Below are 26,169 nucleotides of genomic sequence, written 5' to 3' on the forward strand. Positions count from 1 at the left end.
CGGTGTCGCATCGGAACGGACCGCAAGCGGCCATTGAGGAACCCACACCCAGGCCAACCACCTCCGCGAGAGCGGCGCCGGCTTAGGCGCAAAACCAGGCGGGGTCCGGGGCGGAGCCCCGGTGGGGTCTTGGGGCGACGCCCCGAGTTTCGGGAAGGGGCGGGGTGGGGGAACTCCTCACGGGCGTCCAGTGATCACCGCTGCCAGCCTCGTGCCCCGGGGGAACGCGCCCTCCTCCGTCAGTGTCAGCAGACCCCGCAGCATCTTCGCCACGTAGATCCGCTCCAGAGCGATTCCGTGGCGCTCCTCGAAGTCCCCTGCGAACGCCTCCAGTTCAGGCGTCGCGCGCGCATAACCCCCCTCGTGGAACCGGTCGTCCAGCGTCCAGTTCCCCGTCGGTGCCCCGAACGCCTCCCGCTGCAGGCGGCGTACCTCCTCGCCCAGGAAGCCTCCCTTCAGTACCGGGATGCCGATCGCCCGCTGCCCGGGCGCCAGACCGCCCGCCAGGCCCGCCACCGTTCCCCCCGTCCCCACGGCCACCCCCACCACGTCCGCCGCCCCCCGGAGCTCGCGGCCCAGCTCCGTACAGCCGTGCACCGCAAGGGAGTTGCTGCCGCCCTCGGGGACGACGTACGCGTCCGCGAACTCCGGCGGGACCGTCTTCGCCCGGTACGTCGTGCGGTCCACGAACACCAGTCGCATCCCGTCCGCCGCGCACCGCGCCAGCGACGGGTTCAGAGGGCGGTCCGCCAGCTCGTCCCCCCGTACGACACCGATCGTCCCGAAGCCCAGCAGGCGGCCCGCGGCCGCCGTCGCGCGCAAGTGGTTGGAGTACGCGCCGCCGAAGGTCAGCAGGGGGCGGCCCGCCGCGGCCGTGAGGTTGGGGGACAGCTTGCGCCACTTGTTGCCCGTGAGGTCCGGGTGGATCAAGTCGTCCCGTTTCAGGAGCAGTTCGACTCCGTGGCGGTCAAACCGGCCGTCCGTGACCTGCTGGAGCGGGGACGGGAGGCGGGGGCGGAGTGGTCGAAGTGGTTCCGGGGACATGGGGGGATTGTCGCCGCCCTTCCCCGCCCAGCGCCAAACAGTCTCCTCCGTTTGTGTAATGGCGCGGCGACACCCCGTAGTGGAAGGCTCGCGGACGCAGGTCAGCGCTTGATCGAGAGGGAGTCAGATGTCGGTTGGCGAAGAGATCCGCGAGCAGCAGGCCCCGTCCCAGCAGAGTCTGGGGACGGCGGCGGCGCGGAACTTGGCGACCACCACCAAGTCCGCGCCGCAGATGCAGGAGATCACCTCGCGGTGGCTGCTGCGGATGCTGCCGTGGGTGCAGGTGCAGGGCGGTACGTACCGGGTGAACCGCCGGCTGAGTTACTCCGTGGGCGACGGACGCGTGACGTTCGTGCAGACCGGCGACCGGGTCGCGGTCATCCCCGCCGAGCTGGGCGAGCTGCCCGCGCTGCGGGACTACGAGGACCAGTCCGCGCTCCAGGAGCTCGCACAGCGGTGCGCGCAGCGGGAGTTCGCGGCAGGGGAGGTGATGGCCGAGGCGGGGACGGCCAACGACCGGGTGTTCCTGCTCGCGCACGGCAGGGTGGAGAAGCTGGGCGCCGGGCAGTACGGCGGTGAGAACGTGCTCGGGGTGCTCGCCGACGGCTCGTACCTGGGCGACCAGGCGCTCGTGGACGCGGACTCCACCTGGGAGTACACCGCCCGCGCCGCCACCGCCTGTACGGTCCTGGAGCTGACCCGGGCCGATGTGCTGAACCTGGCCGAGCGCGCGGGTTCGCTCCGGGACCATCTGGCCGGGCTCGCCTTCGTCCCCGAGCAGCGGACCAACAAGTACGGCGAGGCGGCGATCGACCTCTCCGCCGGGCATGTGGGCGAGGCCGTCGTACCGCACACGTTCGTGGACTACGACGCGGCGCCGCGCGAGTACGAACTGAGCGTCGCGCAGACGGTGCTGAAGGTGCACAGCCGTATCGCCGACCTCTACAACCAGCCCATGAACCAGACCGAGCAGCAGTTGCGGCTCACGGTCGAGGCGCTGCGCGAGCGCCAGGAGCACGAGCTCATCAACAACCGTGAGTTCGGGCTGCTGAACAACGCCGACTACAGCCAGCGGCTGCAGCCGCACGACGGGGCGCCCGGCCCCGACGACATGGACGAACTGCTGTCGCGCAGGCGCGGGTCGAAGATGATCCTCGCGCATCCGCGCGCCATCGCGGCCTTCGGGCGGGAGTGCAACAAGCGCGGGCTCTACCCCGACAGCATCGAGGTGGCGGGGCACCATGTGCCCGCCTGGCGCGGGGTGCCGATCTTCCCCTGCAACAAGATCCCGATCACCGACGCCCGGACCACCTCGATCATCTGTATGCGTACGGGCGAGGCCGAGCAGGGTGTCATCGGTCTGCAGCAGGCGGGGATCCCCGACGAGATCGAACCGAGCCTCTCGGTGCGCTTCATGGGCATCGACGAGCAGGCGATCATCTCCTACCTGGTGACGGCCTACTACTCGGCGGCGATCCTGGTACCGGACGCGCTGGGCGTGCTGGAGAACGTCGAGGTCAGTCGCTGGCGCTGAGTGGGCGGTCGCGGGCCCGGGGCCGCTGCCCCGGGCCCGCACCCCGTAAGGAAGGTGAACGGGTGTGATCACTGCACATTCCGCGACCGAGGGTCACGAGGCCGCCGCTCTGCTGGAGCGGACCCGGATCGCGGTCAACCCCCGGCTCAGGTCCACCGTCGAGACCCTGCCGGGCTCCCTGCGCCGTATCGCGATGTACCACTTCGGCTGGGAGCTGCCCGACGGCACCCCGGCTGCGGGACAGGCGGGCAAGGCGATCAGGCCCGCGCTGGTGCTCGCCGCGACGCAGGCCCTGGGCGGGGACACGGAGCCTGCCGTACGGGCGGCCGCCGCCGTGGAGCTGGTGCACAACTTCACCCTGCTGCACGACGACGTGATCGACCAGGACCCCACCCGCAGACACCGGCCCACCGCCTGGACGGTCTTCGGCATACCGGACGCGATCATCGCCGGTGACGCACTGCACGCACTCGCGCTGCGGCTGCTCGCCGAGGATGCGCACCCGGCCTCCCGGGCGGCCTCGGAGCGTCTCGCCGCGTGCGTCATCGAGCTCTGCGCCGGCCAGCAGGCGGACTGCGCCTTCGAGGACCGGGGCGACGTCACGCTGGAGGAGTGCCTGACGATGGCGGAGGCCAAGACCGGGGCGCTGCTCGGCTGTGCGTGCGCGCTGGGTGCGCTGTACGCGGGGGCGGACACCGAAGTGGTCGACGCCATGGACGCGTTCGGGCGGGAGGCGGGGCTCGCCTTCCAGCTGATCGACGACCTCATCGGGATCTGGGGCGACCCCGCCCAGACGGGGAAGCCGGCCGGTGCGGATCTGGCCGCGCACAAGAAGTCGCTGCCGGTGGTCGCCGCCCTGTCCTCGGGGACGCCCGCCGCGGCCGAACTGGAGGGGCTCTACCGGGGGCCGATGAACGCCGCTGCCATAAGGTCCGCGACCGAGGCCGTGGAGCGGGCGGGCGGCCGCGACTGGGCGCAGATGCAGGCGGCCGACCGAATGTCCCGGGCGGTGCACCATCTGTCGCGCGCTGTCCCCGACCTCACGGCGGCGGGAGGGCTGCTGTCCCTGGCGGAGTTCGTGACGCGGCGGAACCACTGAGCCGCGGGCGCCGGGCCGTAGTCGCTCAGCCGATTTCCGGACGGGCCGATGAGGGGACAGTGGGTCCGGCGCGCCCACGACAGGGCTCATGCGGTACGCGGTGCGGCGGCGGGCTGTAGAACTGCCCGCGATCGACGTCCCGTTTCCGGAAGGATCTCCGCCCGTGCCCACTGCCCGTCACACCCTCGGCGCCGCCGCTGCCGCCGCGTTCCTCGCCCTGGCCGCCCCCTCGGTCGCGTACGCCGACGGGGTTCCGGACGCCGCCGACGCCCTGACCAGCGTCGAGACCCCGGTGAAGTCCAAGGTGAACAACCCGGTGGACCTGGACCGCACCACGAAGCAGGTCGGGACGGTCGCCGACACCGTGCTCGCCAAGGCGTCGACCACGGCCGACCCGAAGAGCAGTCTCAGCGCGCTCGGCGGCTGACCCGCGCGTCGAAGGTCTCGTGTGTCCCGGCGCGGATCCCGCGCCGGGACACACGGCGTTCCGCCCCCAACTCTAAGATCGTGCCCGCCGGTTGAGCGGACGGACGAGAGGGGCACGGGACATGGGTGTGGCGATACGGCAGGCGGGCGAGGGCGACCGCGAGGCGCTCGTGGAACTGCTGGACAGTGCGTTCCAGCAGGACCCGGTGAGCGGGTGGGTCTTCCCCGACGAGGCGCACCGGCGGGCGGTGCACGGGAAGTTCCTCGGGGTCTTCATCGACATCACCCTCGCCGAGGGCCGGGTCGACCTCACCGAGGACGGGTCCGCGATGGCCCTGTGGCTGGAGGTGCCCGCGGGTGAGCCGGAGGGCGAGGACGAGGTCCCGGCCCTGATGCGCGAGACGGCCGATCCGGAGAACGAACGGGCCGAGCTGGTGGGCCGGTTGATGGGCGCCGTCCATCCGCACGACCGGGCCCACACGTATCTGCTCATGATCGGGGTGAGCCCGGAGCGGCAGGGGGAGGGGCTGGGGACCGCACTGATGGCGCCCGTCCTGGAGCGCTGCGACCGCGAGGGAACGCCCGCCTATCTGGAGGCGAGCAGCGCGCGCAGCCGGGTGCTGTACGAGCGGCTCGGGTTCGCCTTCATGGGCAGGACGGTGCAGCTTCCCGACGGGCCGCAGATGTGGCCGATGTGGCGCGAGCCGCAGGAGCCGCAGGGCTGAACTACCCCTCCGGGACGATCCTTTCGACCAGAGCCTCGACCAGGCGGGCGGTGGAGTCCTCGCCCAACAGGCCGGGCAGGGTGAGGTGTTCGACGAGGAGGCCCGTCATGGAGACGTACAGCAGCCGTACGGTCTCGGCGTCGCCCGGCATGCCCGAGGCCAGATGGAACGCGATGTTGGCGTCGAGGACCGTCTGCAGGGCGACGGTCAGTTCGGCGCGCAGGGCGGGCCAGCGGGTGGCTTCCAGGCGGAGCTCGATGAGCGCCAGATAGCCGTTGCGCTCCTTCTCCATGCGCTGCACGAGCCACTGCATGAGGCTGGTGACGAGTGCGCGCGAAGGTCCGGGGCGCAGGGCTTCGGCGACCTCCGCGGGGTCGGGCGTCATCCGTACGTGGATATGGCGTCCGGCCTGGGTCAGCAGATCGTCGCGGCTGGCGAAGTAGTTTGACGCGGTGCCGGCGGGGACGCCGGCGCAGGCGTCGACCGCCCGGAAGGTGAGGCCGCGCGCTCCTTCCTGGGCGAGTACGTCGATCGCCGCGTCGACAAGTGCGGTCCTGCGTTCCGGATTTCGGGCCATGACTCTCTCCTGAAGCTCTTGCGCAACCACTACACGTGGAGCACTATAGCTGTCGTGGTTCACGGACGGCCACATCCCCGAGACCAAAGAGGCCGGTTTGCGCAAGCTCACGTATTACGTCGGTGCCTCCATCGACGGTTTCATCGCGGCGCCCTCCGGGGCCTATGACTTCTACCCGCTCGGCGAGCCCTTCCTGAAGGACTTCCTGATCGGCACCTATCCGGAGTGCCTGCCGACGCATGTGCGCGGTCACTTCGGGGTCGACGACGCACCCAACACCCACTTCGACACGATCATCCAGGGGCGCGGTACCTATGCTGCGGCGCTGGACATGGGAGTGACGAGCCCGTACGCGCATCTGCGCCAGTACGTGGTCTCGCGCTCCATCGCCGAGAGCCCCGACCCCGCCGTCGAGATGATCTCCGGCGATGTGCTGAGCGCCGTGAAGGAGCTCAAGGCGGAGGAGGGCGGGCTCGGGATCTATCTCGCGGGCGGGGCCGACCTGGCCGCCCAACTTCTTCCGGAGATCGACGAGTTGGTCATCAAGGTGTATCCGATCGTCATCGGGGCGGGCATTCCGCTCTTCTCGGCCGAATTCGGCGTCGTGGACTTCGAGTTGGACGACGTACGGACCTTCGACAACGGGACGATCGTGACGAAGTACGCCAGGAAGCGGTAATTCCGGACTTGGTCACTCCTTGTGACGGGGGGCTGGTGACAGCGCTAAGGTCCGGGTCATGACAGCACAGTCGTGGGCCGGCTGGTACCGGGACCGCCATGGATCGGAAGCCTTCGTGATCACGGTCGAGGGGCGGCAACTGCACACCCGGATCAGGGGTGTTGAGTACGTGGGCGACTCCTTCGACGCGCTGGCCCCTGCCGAGGGGGCGGCGCTCGGCGACTGCGTCCTCGAGTGGGACATGCCGCTGCCGGTCCTGGACACCGGCGGCGAGGTGCACCGGGCCACCCTCAGCTGCCTGCTGGCGCTGCGGCGGCCCGACACCGACCTCGGCGTGACCCTGCACTACGGCGGCGCGGGGTACTCCGCCGGGAACAACGACGGCGACTTCGGGGCAGCACTCGCCCTGATCCAGGAGCAACTCCCGCCGGGCGCCTCGCTCCAGGCGCCGTTCACCGTGCACGCGTAGACGTACGACGGCATGCGTCGGCCCCGCACCGGATCCCCCTCCGGTGCGGGGCCGCCCCCGTGCGGTGCTGGTCAGGCCGTGGTGCGCTCGCGGGCGTACCAGGCGATCGCCACGGTCGCGACCGCGGAGGGCAGTGCCGCGACGAACCCGGCGGCGCCGCTGGAGATGGCGAAGCTCAGCAGCATCCCGACGATGAACAGCGCGGACAGCCAGCGCGGGACCGAGCGTGCCCGGAAGAGCGCGATGCAGACGAGCACCGAGCCGACGATCTGGGCGAGTGCGCTGGGCGCCAGGACGTTGGTGTAGAGGTCGGTGTGGTCGTTGATGTACGCGACGAAGCTGTGGCCCGAAGCGGTGGGCAGGGCCGCGGAGTTCGTGGCGTACCCGTACAGCACGCCGACGCCTCCGAAGCCCGAGCTGACCAGTGCCCCCGAGACGATCAGGAGCACCGAACCGATGCGGGCGAGCGCCGCCCCGCGCTGCCGCACCAGGACGAGGACCGCGAAGGCGAGGCCGACGCAGAACAGGGCGTAGAGCGGCCCGCCGTACGCGAACATCGCCCAGAAGCGGTCGCGGTGGCCGGCCGCGTCGCCGTAGCTGAACCCGTTGTGCGGGTCGCCGCCCGGAGTCAGGACCGCGAACAGCGCGTTCACGACGGAGCCGACCGCGACGACGCCGAGCGCGGCGGTGGCGAGGGTGCGCAGACCGGCCGCGAGCGGGGCGGCGGTGACAGGGGCGGCGAGGTGCTTGGTGTCGGTCATCGGGGTCTCCCGGATCGGTGGACTCGTGGCTGAGGCTCTGTCACAGCACTGTGGCGGTGGGGGAGTTGGTGCCACATCCGGGCGGGTACGGGAGAAGTCTGCGTGCTGCCACGGATACCGCGAAGGGTGACCGCGCCCCTACCGTGAGCGCATGAAGGCACAGGAGCAGAGCAGGGCCGGTGTCTGGCCGCGACGAGTCGCCGGCGGTGTCGCGCTGGTCGCCGTCGGAGTGGTGTGCGTCGTCTCCGTCGTGCTGGTGACCGTCCGGCCCTCGCCCGCCGCCGGGGACTCCCTGCTCTTCGCCGGGGCCGCCGTCATCGGCGGCGTCTCCCTCGCGCTCGGGCTCTTCGTCGCGCGGCGGCGGCCCCGCAACCCCGTCGGGGCGCTGCTCGCCCTCACCGGGCTCGTGCCGCCGCTGATCATCGGCCTCGACACCTACGCGGGGGCCGGCCTTGCCCGCGGGCGGCCCCTCCCCGGCGCCGAGTTGCTGCACCAGCTCACCTCGGGCTGGTGGACCCTCTGGTACGTCCCCGTGATGCTCCTCGTCCTGCTCTTCCCCGACGGGCGGCTGCCCGCCGGACGCCGGGCGCGGTGGGTCCTCGGCGGGATCCTCGTCGTGCCCGTCGTCTTCGATGTGCTGGCGATGCTCGACCCGACCCCGTACGAACCGCCCTTCGAGGACTACGGCCACCCGCTCCCCACCCTGCCCGCCGCCTACGCCTGGACCGCCCTGGTCCCGCTCGGCCTGATGATGGCCCTGCTCGTCCTCTCCGTCCTGGTCATGCGCGGCCGCTACCGGGCCGCCGGGGCCGTCGAGCGGGCCCAGGTGAAGTGGTTCGCGCTCGGCGCGCTCGCGCTGCCCGGGACCCTGCTGTGCTGCTGGGCCGACTACCTCCTGTGGGGCGAGGTCGGCGTGCTGATCTGGGCCGGACTCATCGCGCTGTACGCCGGGGTGCCCGCGCTCACCACCCTGGCGCTGCTGCGGCACGACCTCTACGACGTGGACCGCGCCGCCAGCGCCGTCGCCACCTGGGGCGTGGTCACCGCGGGCCTCCTGGCCGTCTACTCGGCGGTGTCCTTCGCCGGCGGGTTCGCCGTCGGGCGGGGCAGCGCGGTGACGGCGGCCGCGCTCACCGCGCTGGTCGCGGCGGCCCTCGTACCGGTCAAGAACCGGGTGCGGCGCAGGGTCGACCGGCGGCTCTTCCCCGTACGGCAGGCGGCCCTTGCCTCCCTGGACACCCTGGAGCGCGAGGTCCACGAAGGGCGGGCGCGCCCCGAACAGCTGGAGTCCGTCCTGCGCGAGGCGCTGCGCGAGCCGGGGCTGCGGGTCGGCTATCTGTTGCCCGGATCCGACGAATTCCGTGACGTGGACGGCGAGTTGGTGACCGGGTCCGTCCCGGTGCGGCTCGCGGGGCGCCCGATCGGGATCGTCGCCGGGGGCGACTGCCCGCGCGAGGTGGCCGCCGCCTGCGTGCTGCTCGTGGAGACCGTACGGCTGCGCATGGAGGTCGGGCGCGCCCTCGGCGAGGTCGAGGCGAGCCGTGCCCGGATGCTCCGCGCCGGATACCGCGAACGCGCCCGCCTGGAACGGGACTTGCACGACGGCGCCCAACAGCGACTCGTCACCCTCGGCATGGCGCTGCGCCTCGCCCAGCGCCACCTCGACGACGACAGCGTCGACATGGACGGACTCCTCGACCAGGCCGTCGCCGAACTGGGCACGGCGGTCGCGGAGTTGAGGGAACTCGCGCACGGGCTGCGCCCCTCCTCCCTCGACGACGGCCTCGGCCCCGCCCTCGAAGCGCTCTCCGCCCGCGCCCCGATCGCCCTCGACTGGCGACTGGAGCGCCCCGAGCTGCCCGACGAGGTCGCGACGACCGCGTACTACGTCGCCAGCGAGGCCGTCGCCAACGCCGTCAAGCACGCGGGCGCCGGCCGGATCGGGCTGCGCGTGCAGGACGAGGGCGAGTCCATCCGTATCGCCGTCGAGGACGACGGCTGCGGCGGTGCGGGCGTGCGCCCCGGGTCCGGGCTGGCGGGCCTCGCCGACCGGGTCGCGGCGCTCGGCGGGATCCTCTCGGTCTCAAGTGCGGCCGGTAGCGGGACGGTTGTGGAGGCGGTGCTGCCGTGCGCATCGTGATCGGTGAGGACTCCGCCCTGTTCAGGGAGGGTCTCGCGCGGCTCCTCGCGGACGCCGGCCACGAGATCGTGGGCCGGGCCGCGGACGCCCCCGCGCTGGTCGCCGCCGTCTCCGAGACGCGCCCCGACCTGGCCGTCATCGACATCCGGATGCCGCCGGACCTCACCGACGACGGGGCGCGTGCGGCGCGGCGCGTACGGGAGGAGTTCCCGGACCTGGGCATCGTGCTGCTCTCCCAGCACATCGAGACGCGCAACGCGATGGAACTGGTCGCGCAGGGCGGCTTCGGCTACCTCCTCAAGGACCGCGTCTTCGACGTGGACGACTTCCTGGAGGCGCTGCGCAGGGTCGCGGCGGGCGGCTCCGCGCTCGACCCGGAGGTGGTGGCCCGGATGCTCGGGGCGCGGCGCGATCCCCTGGCCACGCTGACGCCGCGCGAGGCGGAGGTGCTGTCGCTGATGGCCGAGGGGCGGACGAACCTGGGGATCGCGCGGCGGCTGTGGCTGACCGAGCGGACGGTGGAGACCCATGTGGGCTCCATCCTCGGCAAGTTGGGGCTGGCGACGGGGGAGGAGCACAACAGGCGGGTGCTGGCGGTGCTGGCGTATCTGACGTCGACCTGATCTCACGGACCTCTGATTGTTCTAGTAGTATGCGAACAATGGAGGTTGTCATGAAGCATGCACGGACCCGACTGACGGCAGTGGTCGCACTGCCCTTCCTGCTCGCTCTCGCCCTCGACCTGATCGCCTGGGCGGCCCTGCGTGACCGGCTGCCCAACCGCCTGGCCACGCATTTCACCGGCACGGGAACGCCCAACGGCCACACCGCGACGACCCCCTTCGTCGTCACGCTCTCGCTGATCCTGTTCGCCCTCGCCGCACTCTGGCCGGCCGTCACGCTCCGCCGCGGCCAGCCCGCCGGAGGGCTCAAGGCCCTGATCGGCGCCGCCTGGGGCCTGGCCGCATTCCTCGGGTACCTGATGGACGCCACGCTCCGGGCCAATCTGCACACCCCCGCCCGCATGCCGCTGTGGAACCTGGCGGCGGCCTTCGGGGCGGCGGCCCTCGCGACGGGGGTCGGGCTCCTGCTCGTACGGTACGTACCGATGCCGGACCCCGCCGCTTCAACTCCTGCCGCCACGCCCCGAGTCGACCTGGCCGACGGGGAGATCGCGGGCTGGGCGCGGCGCATCGACTCCTGGCGGGTGCTCGCCGCCGCAGCAACGCTGTTCGCCGTCGGGGTCGTCGTCTGGGCCGTGGCGGGCTGGGTGTCCGCGCTCCCGGCGCTCGTCATCGGCTTCCTGGTGCTGCTCTTCGCCCGCCCGTACGTCACCGTGGACCGCCGGGGGCTCGCGGTCACCACCGGGTGGCTGCCCTGGCCGCGCATCAGGGTGCCGCTCTCGCGGGTCGAGGAGGCGTCCCACCGGAATCTCAACGCCCTGACGGAATTCTGGGGTTGGGGCCTGCGCGTGCGCCCCGGCGCCACCGGGATCATCCTCCGCTCCGGCGACGCGCTCGTCGTACGGCGCACCGGCGGACGCGACTTCGTGGTCACCGTCGACGGTGCCGCCGAGGCCGCGGCCCTCCTCAACACCCTCGCCGACCGCGACCGTCACCGGGCGAGGCCCTGATGCTCTTCCGTGTCGACCCCACCTCCGCCACCCCCCTGGGCGACCAGATCGCCGCCTGCGTACGGGGCGCGCTCGCCGACTCCACCCTGGACGCGGGCGAACGGCTCCCGGCCGCCCGCGTCCTGGCCGACACCCTCGGCGTCAACGTCCACACGGTCCTCCGCGGCTACCAGCAGCTCCGCGAGGAGGGCCTGATCGAACTGCGCCGGGGCCGCGGCGCGGTCGTCGTGGACGGGGCGGCCCCGGCCGGCCGGGCTCGCCTCCTGGAGCGCGTACGCGAACTCGCAGCCGAGGCCCGCGAGTTGGGCCTCAGCGAGGAGGAGGTCGTGTCGTTGGTGCGGGCCGCGCTCTAACGCCCCTTGCGACCGCCGCCTCCGCCGCCCCGCGACCGCTCGGCGGTCAGGACCCCGGAGGAGAGGCCCCTCTGCCCCATCCGTACGCAGGTGAAGTCGCGCCGCGCGAAGAGCTCGCGCAGCAGCCGCTCGACCTCGGCCGCATGACCGTCGGGCCAGTTCGGCTGGGTGTAGAGGTCGTCGATCACGTACGTGCCGTGCGGCTTGACCAGCTTCAACGCCGCGTCCAGGTGCGTGAATTTGCCCGGCCAGGTGTCGGCGAAGATCAGGTCGAAGGACTCCCCGCGGTACGCCTCGAGCCACGCCCCGCCGTCCCCGGCCACGAAGGTCACCCGGGGGTCGTCCCCCAGATGCTTGCGGGCGACGGCCTGCACGTCCTCGTCGAGCTCGACGCTGACCAGCTCCACGCCCTCCGCGGCCGCCCCGCTGAGCAGCCACGCCGAACCCTCGCCCACCCCCGTGCCGAGTTCGAGGATGCGGCCGCCGGCCGGGACTTCCGCGGCGAGCGCGGCGAGGAAGGCTCCGGTGCGGTCCTCGCAGGACATGGTGAAACCGGCGTCCGCGGCGGCGGCGCGCAGGGCGGCGAGGACCGGGGGCTGTTCTGGCATGGGTGCATGGTCGAAGTCGTACATCGCGATGCCCTTCCGTTCCGTCTTCAGCTTCAGCTTCAGTAGGTCTGCAGCTCGATCAAGTGCCCGTCCGGGTCGCGGAGATGGGCCGTCCGCAGGGTCGGCCCCCACTGCGGCCTGTCCTGCGCGGGCGCCACGAGTTCGGCTCCGGCTTCCGTGCAGCGGGTGACCGCGCGGTCCAGGGCCGCATGGTCGGCGAGGTGTACGACGACGGAGAAGTGGTCCTGTGCCCCTGCTCCTGGGGGGAGTTGGGCGGTTCCGAGGGCTGCCGCCATGTGTCCCCGGCCGAAGAGGGCGAAGACCGTACGCCCGTCCAGATCCCAACTCGCGTATCCCGAAGCCTCGTTGCCACCGGCGAGTTTCGCGCCGGTGAGCTCCGGAAGCACGTTCCGGTAGAAGCGGAAGGTCTCGGCGAACCGGTCGACGAGCAGGCGCGTGTACGGCGCCTCCAGCACATCACTCATGGCCCCGAATCTAGTCGCTCGCCCCGTCCGGGCGGGACCGGATTACAGATCGTCGCTCCGGCTCCTGTCCCAGGCCGAGCGGCCCCTCCGGCGCCTGGTGGCGGGGCGTGCTGTGCCAGTAGTCGCGGCTCTCCACCGCGAGTCCGTCCGACTCCCTGAACCGTACGAACACGCACCCCGCCAGGGTGGAAGGACGCCCCTCCTTCTCCATCAGCACCCGGAACTCGGCGACGGCCACCCCGTCGTCGGTCACCAGGGGCTGTCCGAAGCGGACGTCGAGCGCGCGCTCGCTCGCGAAGGACCACTCGATGTACGCGGCGATCTCGGCGCGGCCGCGGTGCAGGGCGCGGAAGGGCATGGACCGGTGGACACAGTCGTCCGCGTACAGCTTCGAGATGGCGGCGACGTCACCGCTCTTCCACTCCGACTCCCATACCCGCACGAACCGTTGAGCCGCTTTCCGTGTCTTCATGACCCCATCCCCTCATCGCTCCGACGCACCAGCACAGGCCCGCCCCCACGGCGTACCAGAACAGGTCCGGTGCGTTGAAGGTCGACCCGAGGAGCGGCTGCAGGACAGCCGGGATCCCCACGATCTGCAACAACTCGACGGCCCAGCTGAATCCCAGCGCGATGCCCGCGGCGACGCCGGTCCGCAGCCGGGGCGCCACGACGACCACCACGGCGCACACCATCACCGTGTAGAGGGCGTCCCCCGCGTACTTCGCGAAGTCCCCGCCGCCCCACGCCCGCACCCCGAGCCCCGCCCCGACGGTCACCACCGCGCCGCCGAGCGCCCACCACCGTCTGCTCATTCCAGGCACCTTACGCACTGGGCGAATTCCGCTGACAGCGTTCCCGCCTGTCGCGACCGCTCCTGCCGGGGCAGGGTGGCGGCCATGAAGCTACTGATTCTCGGCGGTACGGAATTCGTGGGCCGCGCCGTGGCGGAGGACGCCCTCGCCCGCGGCTGGGACGTCACGGTCTTCCACCGGGGCAACAAGCCGTCCCCGCCCGGCGTCACCGCCCTGCACGGCGACCGCACGACCCCCGACGGACTCGCCGCCCTGGCCGAGGGGTCCTGGGACCTGGTGGTCGACACCTGGTCGGCGGCGCCCTCGGTCGTACGGGAATCCGCCCGCCTCCTCACGGCGCGGGCCGGCCACTACACGTACATCTCCAGCCGCTCCGTCTACGTCTGGCCGACCGCCGCGGGCCTCGACGAGACGGGCCCGGTGGTCGAGTCGGACCCGGGCCTGACGGGCGAAGTCCCGTACGCGGAGGCCAAGCGCGGCGGCGAGCTCGCGGTCCTGGAGTCCTTCGGCGACCGCGCGCTGCTCGCCAGGGCGGGCCTGATCATCGGCCCGTACGAGAACATCGGCCGCCTCCCGTGGTGGCTGAACCGCATCGCCCGCGGCGGCCCGGTCCTGGCCCCCGGCCCGCGCGACCTCCCGCTCCAGTACGTCGACGCCCGCGACCTGGCGACGTGGGTGCTGGACGCGGCGGCGGAGGGCCTGTCGGGCGCGTACAACGCGGTGAGCGCACCGGGCCACACCACGATGGGCGAGCTCCTGGAGGCCTGCGTCGCGGCGACGGCCTCCACGGCAGCGGCCCCCGCCGACCTGCGCTGGACGGCCCCGGAACCGATCCTTGCGGCGGGCATCGAGCCGTGGATGGATCTCCCGATCTGGATGCCGCCGGGCGGCGAGATGCACGACATGATGCACTGCGGCGATGTCTCCAAGGCGCTTGCTGCGGGCCTGAGTTGCCGGCCGGTGGAGGAGACGGTGGCGGACACCTGGACCTGGCTGCGGTCGCTGGGCGGAGAGGCCCCGCAACGCCCGGACCGGCCGACGGTGGGCCTGGACCCGGAGGTGGAGGAAAAGGTGCTGCGGGGCTGAACTGCCCCGGCGCATACTGCCCGTATGCCCGCAGCCCCGCGCTTCCGCGACCCGCGAGCGACGCTCTACGACTACCTCGGGCAGATCCTGGTGACCTGCCCGAGGTGCGCGGAGGCCGCGTACATCGAGCCGGTTGCCGACAGCGGGGACCGGAGCGGGCGCGCCATGTTCGTACCGCGCAAGCTGGTCTGCCGCGCGTGCGGTCTGGCGCGGACCTGGAGCGGCAGGTGCGTGTCGTACGGCAACTCCGCCTCCGCTCCGGAGACGGACCCGTACTTCCACCTCCCGCTCCGGCTCCAGGCGCGCACGCGCCACGGCTGGGTGTGGGCGTACAACCGGGAGCACTTGGCGCTGATCCGGGGGTTCGTCGAAGCGCGGCTCCGCGAACGGGCGCCCCGGAACGACACCGGGCACACGATGACCCTGTTGGCGCGCCTGCCCGCCTGGATCAAGCGGGCGCACCATCGGGACGAGGTCCTGCGGGCCGTCGACCGCATCAGCCGAGCCGGCTAGGTTCCCGGTCGCGCGGCTTCCCCGGCCACGCTGCACCACCGTCCGTACGAGCCCGCCGCCCGACGAGCCTCCCCAGCATGCCCACCTCCGTCCGGTCACGCGTGAGGCGCCTGACGGGTTGAGGCATCCAGGGGACATCCGGCACGTGCCCGGCGTGGACGGGGCCCGACGCGACAAGATCTGACGGATTGTCATGGCAAGCATATTTTTGTCAGGGGCTGCCGTATGACTCGTTCACGTCCTGTCTCGTCCGTCGCGGTGCTGACGCTGATGCTCGGGCTGCTCGTCACCTGGGGAGGCCTGGGCCAACCGCCCGCCGCGGCCGACGAGGTGCCGCCTTCCGCTCCCTTCGCGGCCGTGCAGTGGGGCACGAACGGCTGCATCGAGGTGGGCGTCCGCGACACCCAGCCCAAGCCGTACGCGGCCCCCGAGTCCTTCGACCCCGCGGCGCACGCCTACCCGGAGTTCGGCTACGACCCGGCGAGCCTCGACTTCACGCGGACCAACGGCACCAACTCCTGCCGGTACAACTTCCGTGACGCCACGGGCACGACCGTCGTCGGCTCCGCGTACTGCGTGGAGTGGGCCCAGGGCCAGCGCACCGGCACCGGCTACGACCCCGAACCGCCGAGCCGGGCCCACAACCTGGGCTATGTCCAGCGCATCCTGGAGAACTACTGGCCCGCGACGAACGAACCCGCGGTGCCGTCGGCCAACGCGACGGTCGCCAACCGGCAGCGGTCCGGGACGGTCGCCATGGCCGTCCACTACTTCACGGACGGCATCGTCATGCCGCCCGACTACCAGGACAAGGCGCTCTACGACGTCGTACGCAAGATCGTCGACGACGTCCTGGCCGCAGGCCCCGCCCCGGCGGCCGCCGATCCCACGCCCACGATCGAAGGCCCGTCCGGCGGCGCCACGAACCAGCTGATCGGTCCGTACACGATCGGCGCCAACGCGACCGGCCCCGTCACCGTGACCGTCGAGAACGCGGACGCCTTCACCGACGCCGCCGGAACGCAGCCCTTCACCAGCGGAGAAACAGTCGCCCCCGGCGGGCAGTTGTGGATTCGCGCCGCCGCCAAGGCGTCCGCCCGGCTGTCCGCCACCGGACCTGTGACCGCCCCGACCGGAACCCTCATGGTGGGAGACCCCGCCCACCGCGTGCAGTCGATGATGCTGACCCAACCCCTTCCCCTGCAGGCGAAGTCTGCGGTCACCATCGACATCGAGCCCGGTGACCCGCCGCGCATGACCAGTGAGGTCTCCGCGCAGACGCTCACCGCGGGCGACTCCGTCACCGACACCCTGATCGTCTCCGGGCTCACCGGCGACGCGACTCTCACCACCACGCTGTACGGGCCACTGCCTGCCGTGGACGGTGCCTGCGACGGCGTCGACTGGACCGGAACACCGCCCGTCGACCACCGCTACGACCCCGTGGCACTGACCGGGGCGGGGCGCACGGCCACCCCCGAGCGGCAGATGGACACACCGGGCTGCTACTCCTTCGGCGCCGTCCTCGACCCGGCGACCGGAGACGACGTCTCCTTCGCCCCGGGTGAGCCCCATGAGTCGTTCCAGGTCCAGCCGCGCGTCGTCCCGCCGGTCCTGTCGGTCACCACGCAGGCGACGCAGAGCACCGTGCCGGCAGGAGCCGATGTCCGCGACCGCGTCACCGTCGCCGGACTCCCGCCGAACCGCACGCTGACCGCCGCGGTCACCTTGTACGGACCCCTCTCGCCCGCCGCCGACGGCACCTGCGACGGCCTGGACTGGGCCACCCCTCAGCCCCCGGTCGCAGCCCGGCTCGCCCCGCTGGTCATCCGCTCGAACACCACGTACGCCACCGAGCCCGTACGACTCCCCGCCCCCGGCTGCTACAGCTTCGACGCCGAAGTCACCCACGACGCCCTCACCGGCGGCGAGGTACCGGTCGGCCACGGCCTCGGCCTGCCCGCGGAGACCGTGCTCGTCACGGCCGCCCCCACCCCGTCACCGACCCCCACGCCGGCCCCGTCCTCCGATGCGCCGGTGGAGCCGGCACCCGGACCGCACTCCGGCACGCTGCCCGACACGGGAACCGGCGACCACCCGCTGGGCGCCCTGGCCCTCGCCGCGATGTGCTTCATCGGCGTCGGGGTTCTCCTCGTCGCAGGGCTACGACGCCGGGGCTAGAAGCCGGAGCGGGGCGGAGAGCCGAAGGGCCCCGCCCCGCCCGGCTAGCGTGACCCCATGACATCCCTCCTGCACCTCACCGAGCGCGCCCTGTGGGACGCCGCCCTCGCCTCCGGTACGTACGAGATGTCCACCCGCGGCCGCACCCTCCAGGAGGAGGGCTTCATCCACACCTCGCTGCGCCGGCAGGTCGTCGCCGTCGCGGGCTTCCTCTACGGGGACGGGACCTGCCCCGACGACCTCGTCCTCCTCACCATCGACAGCGACCGCCTCACCGCGCCCCTGCGCTACGAGCCCCCGGCCCCCGGCGCCGACGACTTCCCCCACATCTACGGACCCGTCCCCGTCGACGCCGTCGTCAAGGTCCAGCCCTGGAACGGCGGTTACCTCCTCGACTGGGACGACGCCCTTCCCCTCAACCCGCCCCTCGCCGCCGAGCGCGACGGCGACAGCCTCCTCGTCACGACCCGCGACAAGACCGACTTCTGGCGCACCACCAGTTACGGCTTCGTCCACGACGACGGCCACGCCCTCCTCACCGATCTGCCCGCCGGATCCGCCGTCGAGGTCACCTTCGACACCGGGAGCTTCGCCGAGCTCTACGACCAGGCCGGCGTCATGGTCCGCGTCGACGAGAGCGGCTGGATCAAGTCGGGCATCGAAATCACCGACTCCGCACCGCACTTGGGTGCCGTCGTCACCCGCGACGACCGCTCGGACTGGTCCATGGCCCCCGTCCCCGACTGGTCGGGCCGCCGCGTCACCGTGCGCGCCAGCCGCTCCGGCGACGCGGTCACCGTCCGGGCCCGCTGCGAGGACGGACCCTGGCGCATGGTCCGCCTCGCCCCGCTCGACCCGGACGCCACCGCCTCCGCGGGCCCCTTCTGCTGCTCGCCGCAGCGCGAAGGGCTCCAGGTCCGCTTCACGCGCTTCGCCGTCGGTCCCGCCGACACGGAGCTGCACGGGGACCCGGCCCCCATCGGTCCGTTCGGCCCGTTCAGTCCCGGACCGCGCTGAGCACCAGCTCCACCGCCTCGTCGAGCTGCTCCAACTCCCGTGCCGTCATGGTCGGGTTGGCCGCCCGCATCGCCCTGGCCCCCGCCAGATCGCCGGGGCCCTCGCGCCCCTTCAGCAGCGCGGCCAGCCCGGCGCGGGCGCCCTCCGCGAGCTCCGGCGGATGGTCGCCCACGGCCACCTGGGCCAGGATGAGCGCCGAGATCGCCCAGTCCAACTCCGGTGATCCCTCAGCCGTGTTGGACCAGTCGATCACCACCGGCCCCTCCGGCGTGAGCATCACATTGTCCGGGTGCAGGTCCAGATGGAGGATCCGTACCGCAGGATCGTCCGACAACCGCGCCGGCACTGCGTGCAGCTGCTCAAGGAGGCCGCCCAGCATCGCCGCCCCTTCGTCGGCGGTGAGCGATCCTTCGAGGAGCGCGGTCAGCATCGTCGGCCCGTACAGCCGCTGCATCACCAGCTCAGGACCGTCCGCCGACCGTACGGCAGGTACGGGGTAGCCGTGTTCGCGCAGGTACGGCATCACCGACGCCTCCGCCGTGGCGTCCATCCCGTCGCGGTAGCGCCGCAGCACCCACCCCTCGTCGAGCGCGTACACATCGGCATTGCGCCCGGAACCCAGCAGATCGTCTGACGGCATGGCGGTGAAACTACCGGAGGTTCACAGCCGGGCGGTCCGCAGCGTACGCACCGAGAGCGCGACCCCCGCCGCCGCCAGGCACACCGCCCCGCACCCCGCGAAGAACACCGCCGTACCCCACTCCGCCGCGACCACCCCGGCCAGCGGGAACAGGAGCGGGCTCAGGCCGAGTGTGCACAGGGCCGTCACCGAGGAGACGCGGCCCAGGTAGCGGGAGTCGGTCTCCTTCTGGAGCAGGGCGTTACCGATCACCATCGCCGTTCCGCTCGCCAGCCCCATCAGCGCGCCCAGCGCCACCGCGACCACCGCCGACGGGATGCGGCCGATCGCGACGGTGAGGACCGCGGTGAGCAGCAGGGAGGCGGTGAGGGCGAGACCGGCGTACGGGATGCGGTGCGCGGCCGTCAGCGCCAGCGCCGAGACCGCGCCGCCCACCGAGAACGCGGCCAGGATCGCCGCCAACACGCCCGCGCCCCAGTGCCGTTCGTCGGTCAGCATGACCAGGCCCGCCGCCACCGGGCCGCTGAAGCACATCTCGCCGAGTCCGATCACGATCACCAGGCGGGTGAGGCGGCGGTTGCTCCTGAGGTGGCGCAGGCCGTCGTGGAAGTCCTCCCAGGGGGTGGCCCCCGCGTCCCGTACCGGCAGCGGCTTCACTCGTACCCCGAGGAGCAGGACCAGCGAGCCGCCGAAGAGCAGCCCCGCGCCCGCGAGCGCGGCCGACGCCCCGCCGACTCCCAGCACCACACCGGCGATCAGCGGCCCCACCGCGTTGCTGAGCCGTACCGCCAGCGCGCGCATGCCCTGGACGCGGGCGAGCTGGTCGCGCGGCGCGAGCTGCGGCGGCAGGGCGCCCACGGCCGGCATGAACAGCGCGTCCACGGTGCCGAAGACGACCGCCAGCGCGTACAGCAGCCACAGTTCGGCGCCGGCCGCGAAGACCACCGCCGCCACCGCCAGGACCACCGCGCACCGCACGGCATCGCTGACCAGGACCACCCGCCGCGCCCCGAACCGGTCCGCGACCACCCCGCCCCCGAGCATCAGCACGGCGCGCGGCACGGCCCCCGCGGCGAGCACGGCGCCCGCCTGGGCGGGGCCCGCGGTGCGGGTGACGGCCCAGGACAGGGCGAGGAAGTAGACGACGTCGCCGGTGACCGAGGCGGTGTACGCGCCCGCCCAGCGCAGGACGTTGGTGTCCCGGTATACGGCGGTGGCCGTCGTCGCCATCACTCCTCCACCAGGGGGAAGGCCTGCAGCTGTACGGAGACCCGCTCGGCGGCGCCCTCGCCCACCGGTGAACTCGCCCCGCGCTCCCGGTACTTCTTCACCACCCCGACGATCTCCGCCTTCATCAGGTTGAGTTCGTCGGGCGTCAGCTCCACGGTGTAGTCGGCGAAGATCGCCGCCCCGTGCCATGCGTCCGACATCAGCGGCACCATGCCCGCCACCCTGCGCAGCCGGTCCGCGTACGCGAGGACCCCCGCATGCGTGTAGGCCCGGCTCTCCGCCTCCTCGGAGGGCGCAGTCGCCCCCGGATCGTGGAAGGACTGCTGGTGTACGGCGCGCCACCACCGGTCGCGCCGGTTGCCCCGCTCGGTGTCCTCCTCGATGAGCCCGCCGGCCGCGAGGCGCCGCAGATGGTAGCTCGCGGCGCCCGAGTCCAGGTCGTACAACCGCGCCAACTGCCGTGCTGTGGCGGGCCCGTACTGCCTCAGCCGCCCCAGCAGCGTGAACCGCAGGGGGTGGGCGAGGACGCGCAGGGCGGCGACATCGAGGGATATGTCATGGTCCGGGTCGGGCGCGAGCGGGCCCAGGGGATCCGTCATGGGCACGACGATAGAACCAGAAGACTCCTTTGCGAAGAGATGTTCGCGAAGAACTCTTCTGCTTTACGCTCCGGACCTCACGCCCCGCCTCTCCTGACGCCGCACCACCACCATCGCCACCACCCCCACCACCAGCGGAATCAGCGCCCCCACGAGCCACAGCCAGGGGTTCCACTCGTCCGTGCACGTCTGACCGGTCCCCGACGTCGTGCACACCGTGCCCGGGCCACCGCGGTTGAGGTACGCCACGTACAGCAGCGGCACCCCGAGACCCGACACGAGCCCCGGCAGCCCGCGCTGCCACCCACTGAACCTGGTCAGCAGCAGCGCGACGAGCGCGGCGACCGGCAGGACGAAGATCCCGATCGACAGCAGCGTGAGCACCGCGAGCGCACAGCCCCCGCCCACCACAGCCCACGCGGCGAAGAACCCCCAGCCCCGGTCCTGATCCTGCCGCGTGCCCGTGCCCCCAACTGCCGTCCCCAGCCCGTTCATCGGTGCCTCCTGAATCTCCTGTTGCCCCTGCGCCGTAGGATGCACCGGTCCATCCACACGGGGAGATGCCCATGAGCGACATCAGCATAGAAACGACCCGCGTCCGCGCCGCCGCAGCCGACACCGAAGCCCTGTCGCGCCAGGTGATGGCGCGCCTCGCCCACTCCCTCGACACCAGCGACGAGGTCTACGGAGCCCACTACGGCAACGGCTGGCAGAGCCCGGTCCAGCTCAAAGTGTGCGCCCTGAAGTGGGAGGAGCGCATGGTCGAACTCGCCAAGAAAATGGGCGACTTGAGCGCCCGCCTCCGCGACTCCGCCGACGGCTACGACGCGGCCGACGCCGAGGCCGACTCCCGGCTGCGCTCCGGACTCAACGACCTCGGAAAGGCCTGACCATGGTGTCGTACCAGGGCATCAACAACGCCCGTCCCAGCATCTGGCACACCGCGTCCGAGGAGTGGCACGACCTCGCCAAGTACGGCCTTGACGCGGCGAAGGACCTCCGCGAGTACGGTGCGAAGCCCCTCGCCGACAACTGGGCGGACGCCGTCGGGGCCGCCGCCAAGGACGACTTCGAGAAGCTGGCGAACCAGCTGGAGGCGGCGTACGACATCCTCCTCGCCGTCCACATGGTCGCCGACGGCATGACCACGTCCATCGAGACAGCCCACTCGACCATGCGTGAGGCCGTCGAACTGGCCGGCCGCTACGGGCTGACGATCGCCGACGACGGCACGGTCACCGCCCCGCCCCCGCACAACCGCATGGAGGCCGAGGAGATCGGTCCGTATCGCACCCAGGTGCAGGACCTGGTGAACCAGGCGATCCAACAGGTCACCACCGCCGACGAGTTGGCGGCGGCGGAGTTCGAGAAGCTGGCGAACCAGACGGGCGTCACGGACCCCACCAAGGCCCTCAACGACCTCCAGACGCACGCCTCGCAGACCGAGATGAAGATGCTCGCCGCCGACATCCCGGTCGGCGCGAGCCCCACCACGGTCGCCAACTGGTGGAACGGCCTCACCCCCGAGCAGCGCAGGCAGATGCAGCTCGCCGAGCCCGTCGCGATCGCCAACCTCGACGGGATCCCGGCCGACGTGCGCAAGGATCTGCGCGGCAACGGCAAGTACGACCGCGTGAAGATGGTCCAGTACGCCCTCGACAACTGGGACAAGGACGACCCGACCGACTTCGGCAACAACTGCACCAACTTCGTCTCCAACGCCCTGCACGCCTCGGGCATGAAGGAGAAGACGTCGATCTGGGGCACCTCGGACGACGACACCTGGATGATCGGCAACCGCACCGGCATCGACAACGTCGACAAGCGCCTCGCCTACTCCGACAGCTGGGCGGCCGCCGAGAACCAGCAGAACTTCATGCTCAAGCACGGCGGCGACGAGGTCCCGCGCACCGATGTGAAGCCGGGCGACATCCTCTACTACGAGCAGCAGGGCCCCGGTGCGTCCAACGAGCAGGGCAACACCCACCACGCCGCGATCGTCACCGCGGTGATGCCGGACGGCGAGATCAAGTACACCCAGCACTCGGACCCGAACCAGAACGTCAGTCTGGAAGGCCGTCTCCCCGCCACGGAGAAGGGCGAAGGACAGCAGAACGTACGGATCGTCCGACCGAACCCGGACTGGTACTGACAGCGATGACGACGACTCACCCGCAGTCCGCCCCGTCCCGCCAGGGGCTCTTCCTGCTCGTCCCGCTCCTGGTGGCGGTGTCGGCGGCGCTGACGGTGGCGTTCTTCACCTTCGACGGCGACACCTTCCAGCACTGCGAGTACCTCGGCCCGTCGACGCGTATGTACGTCACGGCCTGGGCGGCCCCGGTCTGCGCCCTGGCGGCGGGCGCGCTCCTGCGCGCACTGCGCGCCCGCCCGGCCGGCGGCCTGCGGACGTTCGCCACGGTCGCGGCCTGCCTCATCCCGGTGCTGCTGCTCGTGCAGGCCTTCGCGCTCTACACGGTGTACGCGGACGACCCGTCGGGCGGCGACGGCTGCAGCGGCCTCGGCGTGCTGCAGGCGCTCTGGAGCTGAGCCAGACTGGGGCCATGCTCACCACTCCCGCCACCTACGGCCGCCTGCGCATCGAGGGCCAGGACCTCGCCCCGGCGCGCTGGCTGGTCCGTCCGCAGTCGTGCGACGGCGCCGGCGACGGCTTCGGCACGGTGGCGGGGGTCTGCGCCCCCGGCTTTGCCGCGTACGCGCGCATCCTGCACCCGGCGGAGCTGGACGGCCGCCCGGTGCGCTGGGACGAGGTGGCGGCGGCGTACGGCCGTACGGTGTCGGGCGGGACGCGCTGGCACGAGCTGATCGGCCTCGGCCACCGCTTCGACCTCGACAACCGGGACCTGAGCCGCCCGGGCGTCTGGGAGTACCTCCCCAAGGAGGGCCCGACCCCCGCCGCCGAGGCCCGCACGTTGATTCCCGTCCTGGCCCGGCACACCCGCACGCCGGACCGCTGCTGGTTCGGGCTCTGGCACGGCTACGGGCAGTACGACTGGACCGGCGTCCCCGCCTTCGAGACCCCCGGCCGCGAGGAGATCCTCCTCGCCGGCCGCCTCGCGGACGCCGCGTCCCCGGCCGAGGCAGGGGAGGCGGACCCCGACTGCCCCTGGCCCGACGAACTCCCCGACCTGTGGTGGCCCGAGGACCGCGCGTGGTGCGTGGGCGGCGACACCGACCTGTTCAGTACGTACGTCGGCGGATCCGAGTCCTGCATCGCCGAACTCCTCGCCACCCCCGGCCTGGAGGCCCACCGCGTCGCGGTGACCGACCCCCTCGACTGACTAGCTCCAACTCCTCAGCGCGGCCCAGGTGTTGGGCCCGACCTGCCCATCCACTTCCAGCCCCCGCGCGGTCTGGAACCGCTTCACCGCGGCCGTCGTGTCCGAGCCGAAGTCCCCGTCCACGCCCGAGGCGCCCACCGAGTACCCGCGCTTGGTCAGCATGCACTGCACCTGCACCACCCGCTGGCCCTTGTCGCCCGCTTCGGTCTGCACGGTGCCCGAGTAGTACGTGCACTCGCTGATCCAGGCGGGGGTGGGCGTCGGCTTCGGAGTCGGCTTCGAGGTGGCCGGCGGAGCGGAGCTCCGGGTGGGTGCGGCGGAGGTGTTGGCCGTACGAGTGGCTTTCGCGGACGGGGTCGCCGCCCCGCTGCCGCTCGCCCCGGGCTGCGGCGACGAACTCTCCGCGCCCTGGGCCTTCTTGCCCGACGCGGACGGGCTCGCGGAGCCGGTGTCCGAGGTCACCAGCTCCGAACTCCCGCCTGCCTGCGACTCCTTGACCCCTGCAGAGGCCGACGAGACGGCAGCCGCCGCACCCCCGGAACCGGAATCCCCGCCCCGTACGACCACCAGCGCACCCACGGCCACCGCACACACCGCGATGCCTGCCGCCACGGCGATCCCCGTCCTCCGCCGCCGGGAGCGGGCCGCGGTCGCCGGGGTCGCGACGGTGGGCCGGGAGTCGGGGTCGGCGGGCACGCCGTCCGACGCCCGCAGATAGACGGTGTGCTCCACGCCCATCTCGGTCAGCACCTCGAACGCCCGCTGCCGCTCCCGCACTTGACCGGCCAGAGGCTCCTGCCACTGCGGCTCTGCCCCCTGCGACCGGGCGGCCGCGTCGGCCAGGTACTGCGGAATGGGCCGCCGCTCGGGCTCCTTCGCCAGGCACGCGCCCAGCAGCTCCGCCAGCCGGGGATCGGCGGCGGCGAGGGCCCCTAGCACCTCCTGCCGGGGCGGCTCGTACGCCACCCGGTGCATCACATCAACGCCCGTCCCGTCCCCGAACGGCGCGGTCCCGGTGGCCGCATACACGAGCGTGCAGGCCAGCGAGAAGACATCGGACGCGGTGTCGGTCCGCCCGTCGCGCAGATGCTCCGGCGACATATAGGCGGGGGTGCCGACCCGGGCCCCGGTCGAAGTGATCGCCGTGCTCTCCACGGAGTGCGAGATCCCGAAGTCGATGACGTGGGCCCCGCGCCCGGACAGGATCACATTGGACGGCTTCAGATCCCGGTGTACGACACCGACGGCAGCCAGCGCGGACACGGCCCGCCCCAGATTCCCCACCAGCCGCCACACCCCGGCGGGCTCCAGCGGCCCGTACTCCCGTACGGCGGTGGCCAGCGAGATCCCCGGTATGAACTCCGTTCCCATCCACAGGAGTTCACCGTCGAAGCCGGTCCCGGTCAGCTGCGGCGCGTACGCACTGCGCACCCGCCCCACCACGGCCGCCTCCCGCTCGAAGCGCCGCCGGAAGGAGGGGTCCTCGGCGTACTCGGGCCGGATCACCTTCACGGCGACGAGCCCGGGACCCCCGTCCGCGGGCCGCCCCAGATAGACCCGCCCCATGCCACCACTGCCGAGCACCCCCACCAGCGCGTAAGGACCGATACGGGTCGGCCCGCCGCCCGGCAGGGGCAGGGCGCCGACCCGCTCCAGGACGGCGGCTGGCTGCTGCTCCGGCATGGTGGTTCCCCCTCGCTCCTCCCGGCTCCCACCGGGAAGAGGTGAGGCTACCGCAGCGCGCCGGGACGGCACGGCGTACCGTTCCCACGGGCAGATCGTCCGGGAGCGGGCGACACGTGGCGAGACGATCGGACGGCACCGATGTCAGAGCGACTGCAACGCAATCAACTGGTGATCGACGAATTCCGCTCGGCGGGAGGCGTGGTGGGCGGCGACTTCGCCGGAACGCCTCTGCTGCTCCTCACCACCACCGGCGCGCGCACCGGCGAGCAGCACACGATGCCGCTGCTGTACCTGAAGGACGGCGAACGCCTGGTGGTCTTCGGCGCCAACGGCGGTCGGGAGCACCACCCGGGCTGGTACCACAACCTCCTGGCCGACCCGTCGGCCCTGGTGGAGATCGGCAAGGGCTCCTTCAAGGTGACGGCGGCAGCGACGGAGGGCGAGGAGCGCGCCAGGCTCTGGGCCCAACAGCTCCCGCTCACCCCGTACTTCGCGGACTTCGCGACCCGCGCAGGCAGCCGGATCATCCCGGTCGTCGTCCTTACACGGTCGGACGTCTGACGCCTGACG

The 26,169-nt window shown here is 72.1% G+C and carries 31 protein-coding genes; 19 read left to right on the forward strand and 12 right to left on the reverse strand.

Translation table 11 applies throughout. From position 1 onward, the window contains the following. Positions 1-177 precede the first annotated feature (177 nt). On the reverse strand, positions 178-1,044 hold the full coding sequence (locus OG707_RS26840; RefSeq protein ID WP_329122640.1) for a 1-aminocyclopropane-1-carboxylate deaminase/D-cysteine desulfhydrase: 867 nt from the start codon (positions 1,042-1,044) through the stop codon (positions 178-180). 127 nt (positions 1,045-1,171) lie between these two features. On the opposite strand from OG707_RS26840, the gene OG707_RS26845 reads away from it, so the two are divergent. The 4 genes from OG707_RS26845 to OG707_RS26860 all read left to right on the forward strand — a co-directional run bounded on the left by OG707_RS26845 (position 1,172) and on the right by OG707_RS26860 (position 4,828). Next, positions 1,172-2,578 (forward strand): family 2B encapsulin nanocompartment shell protein, encoded by a 1,407-nt coding sequence (locus tag OG707_RS26845; RefSeq protein ID WP_329122642.1) that lies wholly within the window; start codon positions 1,172-1,174, stop codon positions 2,576-2,578. A gap of 64 nt (positions 2,579-2,642) precedes the next feature. Further along, positions 2,643-3,677 (forward strand): family 2 encapsulin nanocompartment cargo protein polyprenyl transferase, encoded by a 1,035-nt coding sequence (locus OG707_RS26850; protein ID WP_329122644.1) that lies wholly within the window; start codon positions 2,643-2,645, stop codon positions 3,675-3,677. A gap of 163 nt (positions 3,678-3,840) precedes the next feature. Further along, positions 3,841-4,104, forward strand: coding sequence for a hypothetical protein (locus OG707_RS26855; RefSeq protein WP_329122646.1), 264 nt, complete (start codon positions 3,841-3,843; stop codon positions 4,102-4,104). 121 nt (positions 4,105-4,225) lie between these two features. Continuing rightward, the gene (locus OG707_RS26860; protein WP_329122649.1) at positions 4,226-4,828 is read left to right on the forward strand and encodes a GNAT family N-acetyltransferase; all 603 of its coding nucleotides are present in this window, start codon (positions 4,226-4,228) and stop codon (positions 4,826-4,828) included. Position 4,829: 1 nt separating this feature from the next. Here OG707_RS26860 and OG707_RS26865 read toward each other — a convergent pair whose 3' ends face one another. After that, on the reverse strand, positions 4,830-5,405 hold the full coding sequence (locus tag OG707_RS26865; protein WP_329122650.1) for a TetR/AcrR family transcriptional regulator: 576 nt from the start codon (positions 5,403-5,405) through the stop codon (positions 4,830-4,832). A 97-nt stretch (positions 5,406-5,502) separates the two neighbouring features. On the opposite strand from OG707_RS26865, the gene OG707_RS26870 reads away from it, so the two are divergent. Together OG707_RS26870 and OG707_RS26875 are read left to right on the forward strand one after the other, a co-directional pair. After that, the gene (locus tag OG707_RS26870) at positions 5,503-6,084 is read left to right on the forward strand and encodes a dihydrofolate reductase family protein (protein WP_329122652.1); all 582 of its coding nucleotides are present in this window, start codon (positions 5,503-5,505) and stop codon (positions 6,082-6,084) included. Positions 6,085-6,142: 58 nt separating this feature from the next. Next, a complete protein-coding gene (locus tag OG707_RS26875; protein WP_329122655.1) occupies positions 6,143-6,553 on the forward strand; it encodes a DUF6304 family protein in 411 nt (136 codons plus the stop codon). Between the two features lie 71 nt (positions 6,554-6,624). On the opposite strand, the gene OG707_RS26880 is transcribed toward OG707_RS26875, so the two are convergent. Then, complete coding sequence (locus OG707_RS26880; protein ID WP_329122657.1) at positions 6,625-7,314, reverse strand: DUF4386 family protein; 690 nt, start codon at positions 7,312-7,314, stop codon at positions 6,625-6,627. Positions 7,315-7,465: 151 nt separating this feature from the next. On the opposite strand from OG707_RS26880, the gene OG707_RS26885 reads away from it, so the two are divergent. Genes OG707_RS26885 through OG707_RS26900 form a run of 4 tightly spaced genes read left to right on the forward strand, consistent with a single transcriptional unit; the run spans position 7,466 to position 11,440 of the window. Beyond that, positions 7,466-9,454, forward strand: a complete 1,989-nt coding sequence (locus OG707_RS26885; protein WP_329122659.1) for a sensor histidine kinase — start codon at positions 7,466-7,468, stop codon at positions 9,452-9,454. Next, positions 9,442-10,077 carry a response regulator transcription factor gene (locus OG707_RS26890; protein WP_329122661.1) on the forward strand — a complete coding sequence of 212 codons (636 nt, stop codon included), beginning with the start codon at positions 9,442-9,444 and terminating at the stop codon, positions 10,075-10,077. Before OG707_RS26885 ends, OG707_RS26890 begins: the two co-directional genes overlap by 13 nt. Positions 10,078-10,127: 50 nt before the next feature. Next, entirely contained in the window at positions 10,128-11,087 is a 960-nt protein-coding gene (locus OG707_RS26895) for a DUF1648 domain-containing protein (protein WP_329122663.1), read from the forward strand. After that, complete coding sequence (locus OG707_RS26900) at positions 11,087-11,440, forward strand: GntR family transcriptional regulator (RefSeq protein WP_329122665.1); 354 nt, start codon at positions 11,087-11,089, stop codon at positions 11,438-11,440. The genes OG707_RS26895 and OG707_RS26900 overlap by 1 nt, the downstream gene beginning before the upstream one ends. Here OG707_RS26900 and OG707_RS26905 read toward each other — a convergent pair. From OG707_RS26905 to OG707_RS26920, 4 genes are read right to left on the reverse strand one after another with little or no spacing between them, the layout of a single operon-like run. Further along, positions 11,437-12,048 carry an O-methyltransferase gene (locus OG707_RS26905; protein WP_329122667.1) on the reverse strand — a complete coding sequence of 204 codons (612 nt, stop codon included), beginning with the start codon at positions 12,046-12,048 and terminating at the stop codon, positions 11,437-11,439. The genes OG707_RS26900 and OG707_RS26905 overlap by 4 nt on opposite strands. A 59-nt stretch (positions 12,049-12,107) precedes the next feature. After that, positions 12,108-12,533 carry a VOC family protein gene (locus tag OG707_RS26910; protein ID WP_329122669.1) on the reverse strand — a complete coding sequence of 142 codons (426 nt, stop codon included), beginning with the start codon at positions 12,531-12,533 and terminating at the stop codon, positions 12,108-12,110. Between the two features lie 10 nt (positions 12,534-12,543). Continuing rightward, positions 12,544-13,005: a nuclear transport factor 2 family protein gene (locus tag OG707_RS26915; protein ID WP_329122671.1), complete on the reverse strand. Its 462-nt coding sequence runs from the start codon at positions 13,003-13,005 to the stop codon at positions 12,544-12,546. Beyond that, positions 12,941-13,348 (reverse strand): ribosomal maturation YjgA family protein, encoded by a 408-nt coding sequence (locus OG707_RS26920; protein ID WP_329122673.1) that lies wholly within the window; start codon positions 13,346-13,348, stop codon positions 12,941-12,943. The genes OG707_RS26915 and OG707_RS26920 overlap by 65 nt, the downstream gene beginning before the upstream one ends. An 84-nt stretch (positions 13,349-13,432) precedes the next feature. Here OG707_RS26920 and OG707_RS26925 point away from each other — a divergent pair, with 84 nt between their 5' ends. The 4 genes from OG707_RS26925 to OG707_RS26940 all read left to right on the forward strand — a co-directional run bounded on the left by OG707_RS26925 (position 13,433) and on the right by OG707_RS26940 (position 18,145). After that, entirely contained in the window at positions 13,433-14,434 is a 1,002-nt protein-coding gene (locus OG707_RS26925; RefSeq protein ID WP_329122675.1) for an NAD-dependent epimerase/dehydratase family protein, read from the forward strand. Between the two features lie 24 nt (positions 14,435-14,458). Further along, positions 14,459-14,947, forward strand: coding sequence for a hypothetical protein (locus OG707_RS26930; RefSeq protein ID WP_329122677.1), 489 nt, complete (start codon positions 14,459-14,461; stop codon positions 14,945-14,947). Between the two features lie 225 nt (positions 14,948-15,172). Beyond that, a complete protein-coding gene (locus OG707_RS26935) occupies positions 15,173-17,128 on the forward strand; it encodes a hypothetical protein (RefSeq protein ID WP_329122679.1) in 1,956 nt (651 codons plus the stop codon). A 57-nt stretch (positions 17,129-17,185) separates the two neighbouring features. After that, positions 17,186-18,145, forward strand: coding sequence for a DUF952 domain-containing protein (locus OG707_RS26940; protein ID WP_329122681.1), 960 nt, complete (start codon positions 17,186-17,188; stop codon positions 18,143-18,145). On the opposite strand, the gene OG707_RS26945 is transcribed toward OG707_RS26940, so the two are convergent. The 4 genes from OG707_RS26945 to OG707_RS26960 form a co-directional block, all read right to left on the reverse strand. Beyond that, positions 18,126-18,785 (reverse strand): phosphotransferase, encoded by a 660-nt coding sequence (locus OG707_RS26945; protein WP_329122682.1) that lies wholly within the window; start codon positions 18,783-18,785, stop codon positions 18,126-18,128. The two genes, OG707_RS26940 and OG707_RS26945, sit on opposite strands and share 20 nt — an antisense overlap. A 21-nt stretch (positions 18,786-18,806) precedes the next feature. Continuing rightward, positions 18,807-20,015, reverse strand: a complete 1,209-nt coding sequence (locus OG707_RS26950; protein WP_329122684.1) for an MFS transporter — start codon at positions 20,013-20,015, stop codon at positions 18,807-18,809. Next, positions 20,015-20,614 carry a winged helix-turn-helix domain-containing protein gene (locus OG707_RS26955; protein WP_329122686.1) on the reverse strand — a complete coding sequence of 200 codons (600 nt, stop codon included), beginning with the start codon at positions 20,612-20,614 and terminating at the stop codon, positions 20,015-20,017. Before OG707_RS26955 ends, OG707_RS26950 begins: the two co-directional genes overlap by 1 nt. A 63-nt stretch (positions 20,615-20,677) precedes the next feature. After that, on the reverse strand, positions 20,678-21,109 hold the full coding sequence (locus OG707_RS26960) for a hypothetical protein (RefSeq protein WP_329122687.1): 432 nt from the start codon (positions 21,107-21,109) through the stop codon (positions 20,678-20,680). A gap of 71 nt (positions 21,110-21,180) precedes the next feature. On the opposite strand from OG707_RS26960, the gene OG707_RS26965 reads away from it, so the two are divergent. Genes OG707_RS26965 through OG707_RS26980 form a run of 4 tightly spaced genes read left to right on the forward strand, consistent with a single transcriptional unit; the run spans position 21,181 to position 23,913 of the window. After that, positions 21,181-21,504: a type VII secretion target gene (locus OG707_RS26965; RefSeq protein ID WP_329122690.1), complete on the forward strand. Its 324-nt coding sequence runs from the start codon at positions 21,181-21,183 to the stop codon at positions 21,502-21,504. Between the two features lie 2 nt (positions 21,505-21,506). Continuing rightward, the gene (locus OG707_RS26970; RefSeq protein WP_329122692.1) at positions 21,507-22,766 is read left to right on the forward strand and encodes an amidase domain-containing protein; all 1,260 of its coding nucleotides are present in this window, start codon (positions 21,507-21,509) and stop codon (positions 22,764-22,766) included. A 5-nt stretch (positions 22,767-22,771) separates the two neighbouring features. Further along, positions 22,772-23,161, forward strand: coding sequence for a hypothetical protein (locus tag OG707_RS26975; protein WP_329122694.1), 390 nt, complete (start codon positions 22,772-22,774; stop codon positions 23,159-23,161). A gap of 14 nt (positions 23,162-23,175) precedes the next feature. Further along, entirely contained in the window at positions 23,176-23,913 is a 738-nt protein-coding gene (locus OG707_RS26980) for a hypothetical protein (RefSeq protein WP_329122696.1), read from the forward strand. Here OG707_RS26980 and OG707_RS26985 read toward each other — a convergent pair whose 3' ends face one another. After that, a complete protein-coding gene (locus OG707_RS26985) occupies positions 23,914-25,596 on the reverse strand; it encodes a serine/threonine-protein kinase (protein WP_329122698.1) in 1,683 nt (560 codons plus the stop codon). A gap of 141 nt (positions 25,597-25,737) precedes the next feature. On the opposite strand from OG707_RS26985, the gene OG707_RS26990 reads away from it, so the two are divergent. Then, positions 25,738-26,160: a nitroreductase/quinone reductase family protein gene (locus tag OG707_RS26990; protein WP_329122700.1), complete on the forward strand. Its 423-nt coding sequence runs from the start codon at positions 25,738-25,740 to the stop codon at positions 26,158-26,160. Positions 26,161-26,169 lie beyond the last annotated feature (9 nt).

The sequence above is a fragment of the Streptomyces sp. NBC_01465 genome (assembly GCF_036227325.1).
In the GTDB taxonomy this organism is placed as follows: Bacteria; Actinomycetota; Actinomycetes; order Streptomycetales; family Streptomycetaceae; genus Streptomyces.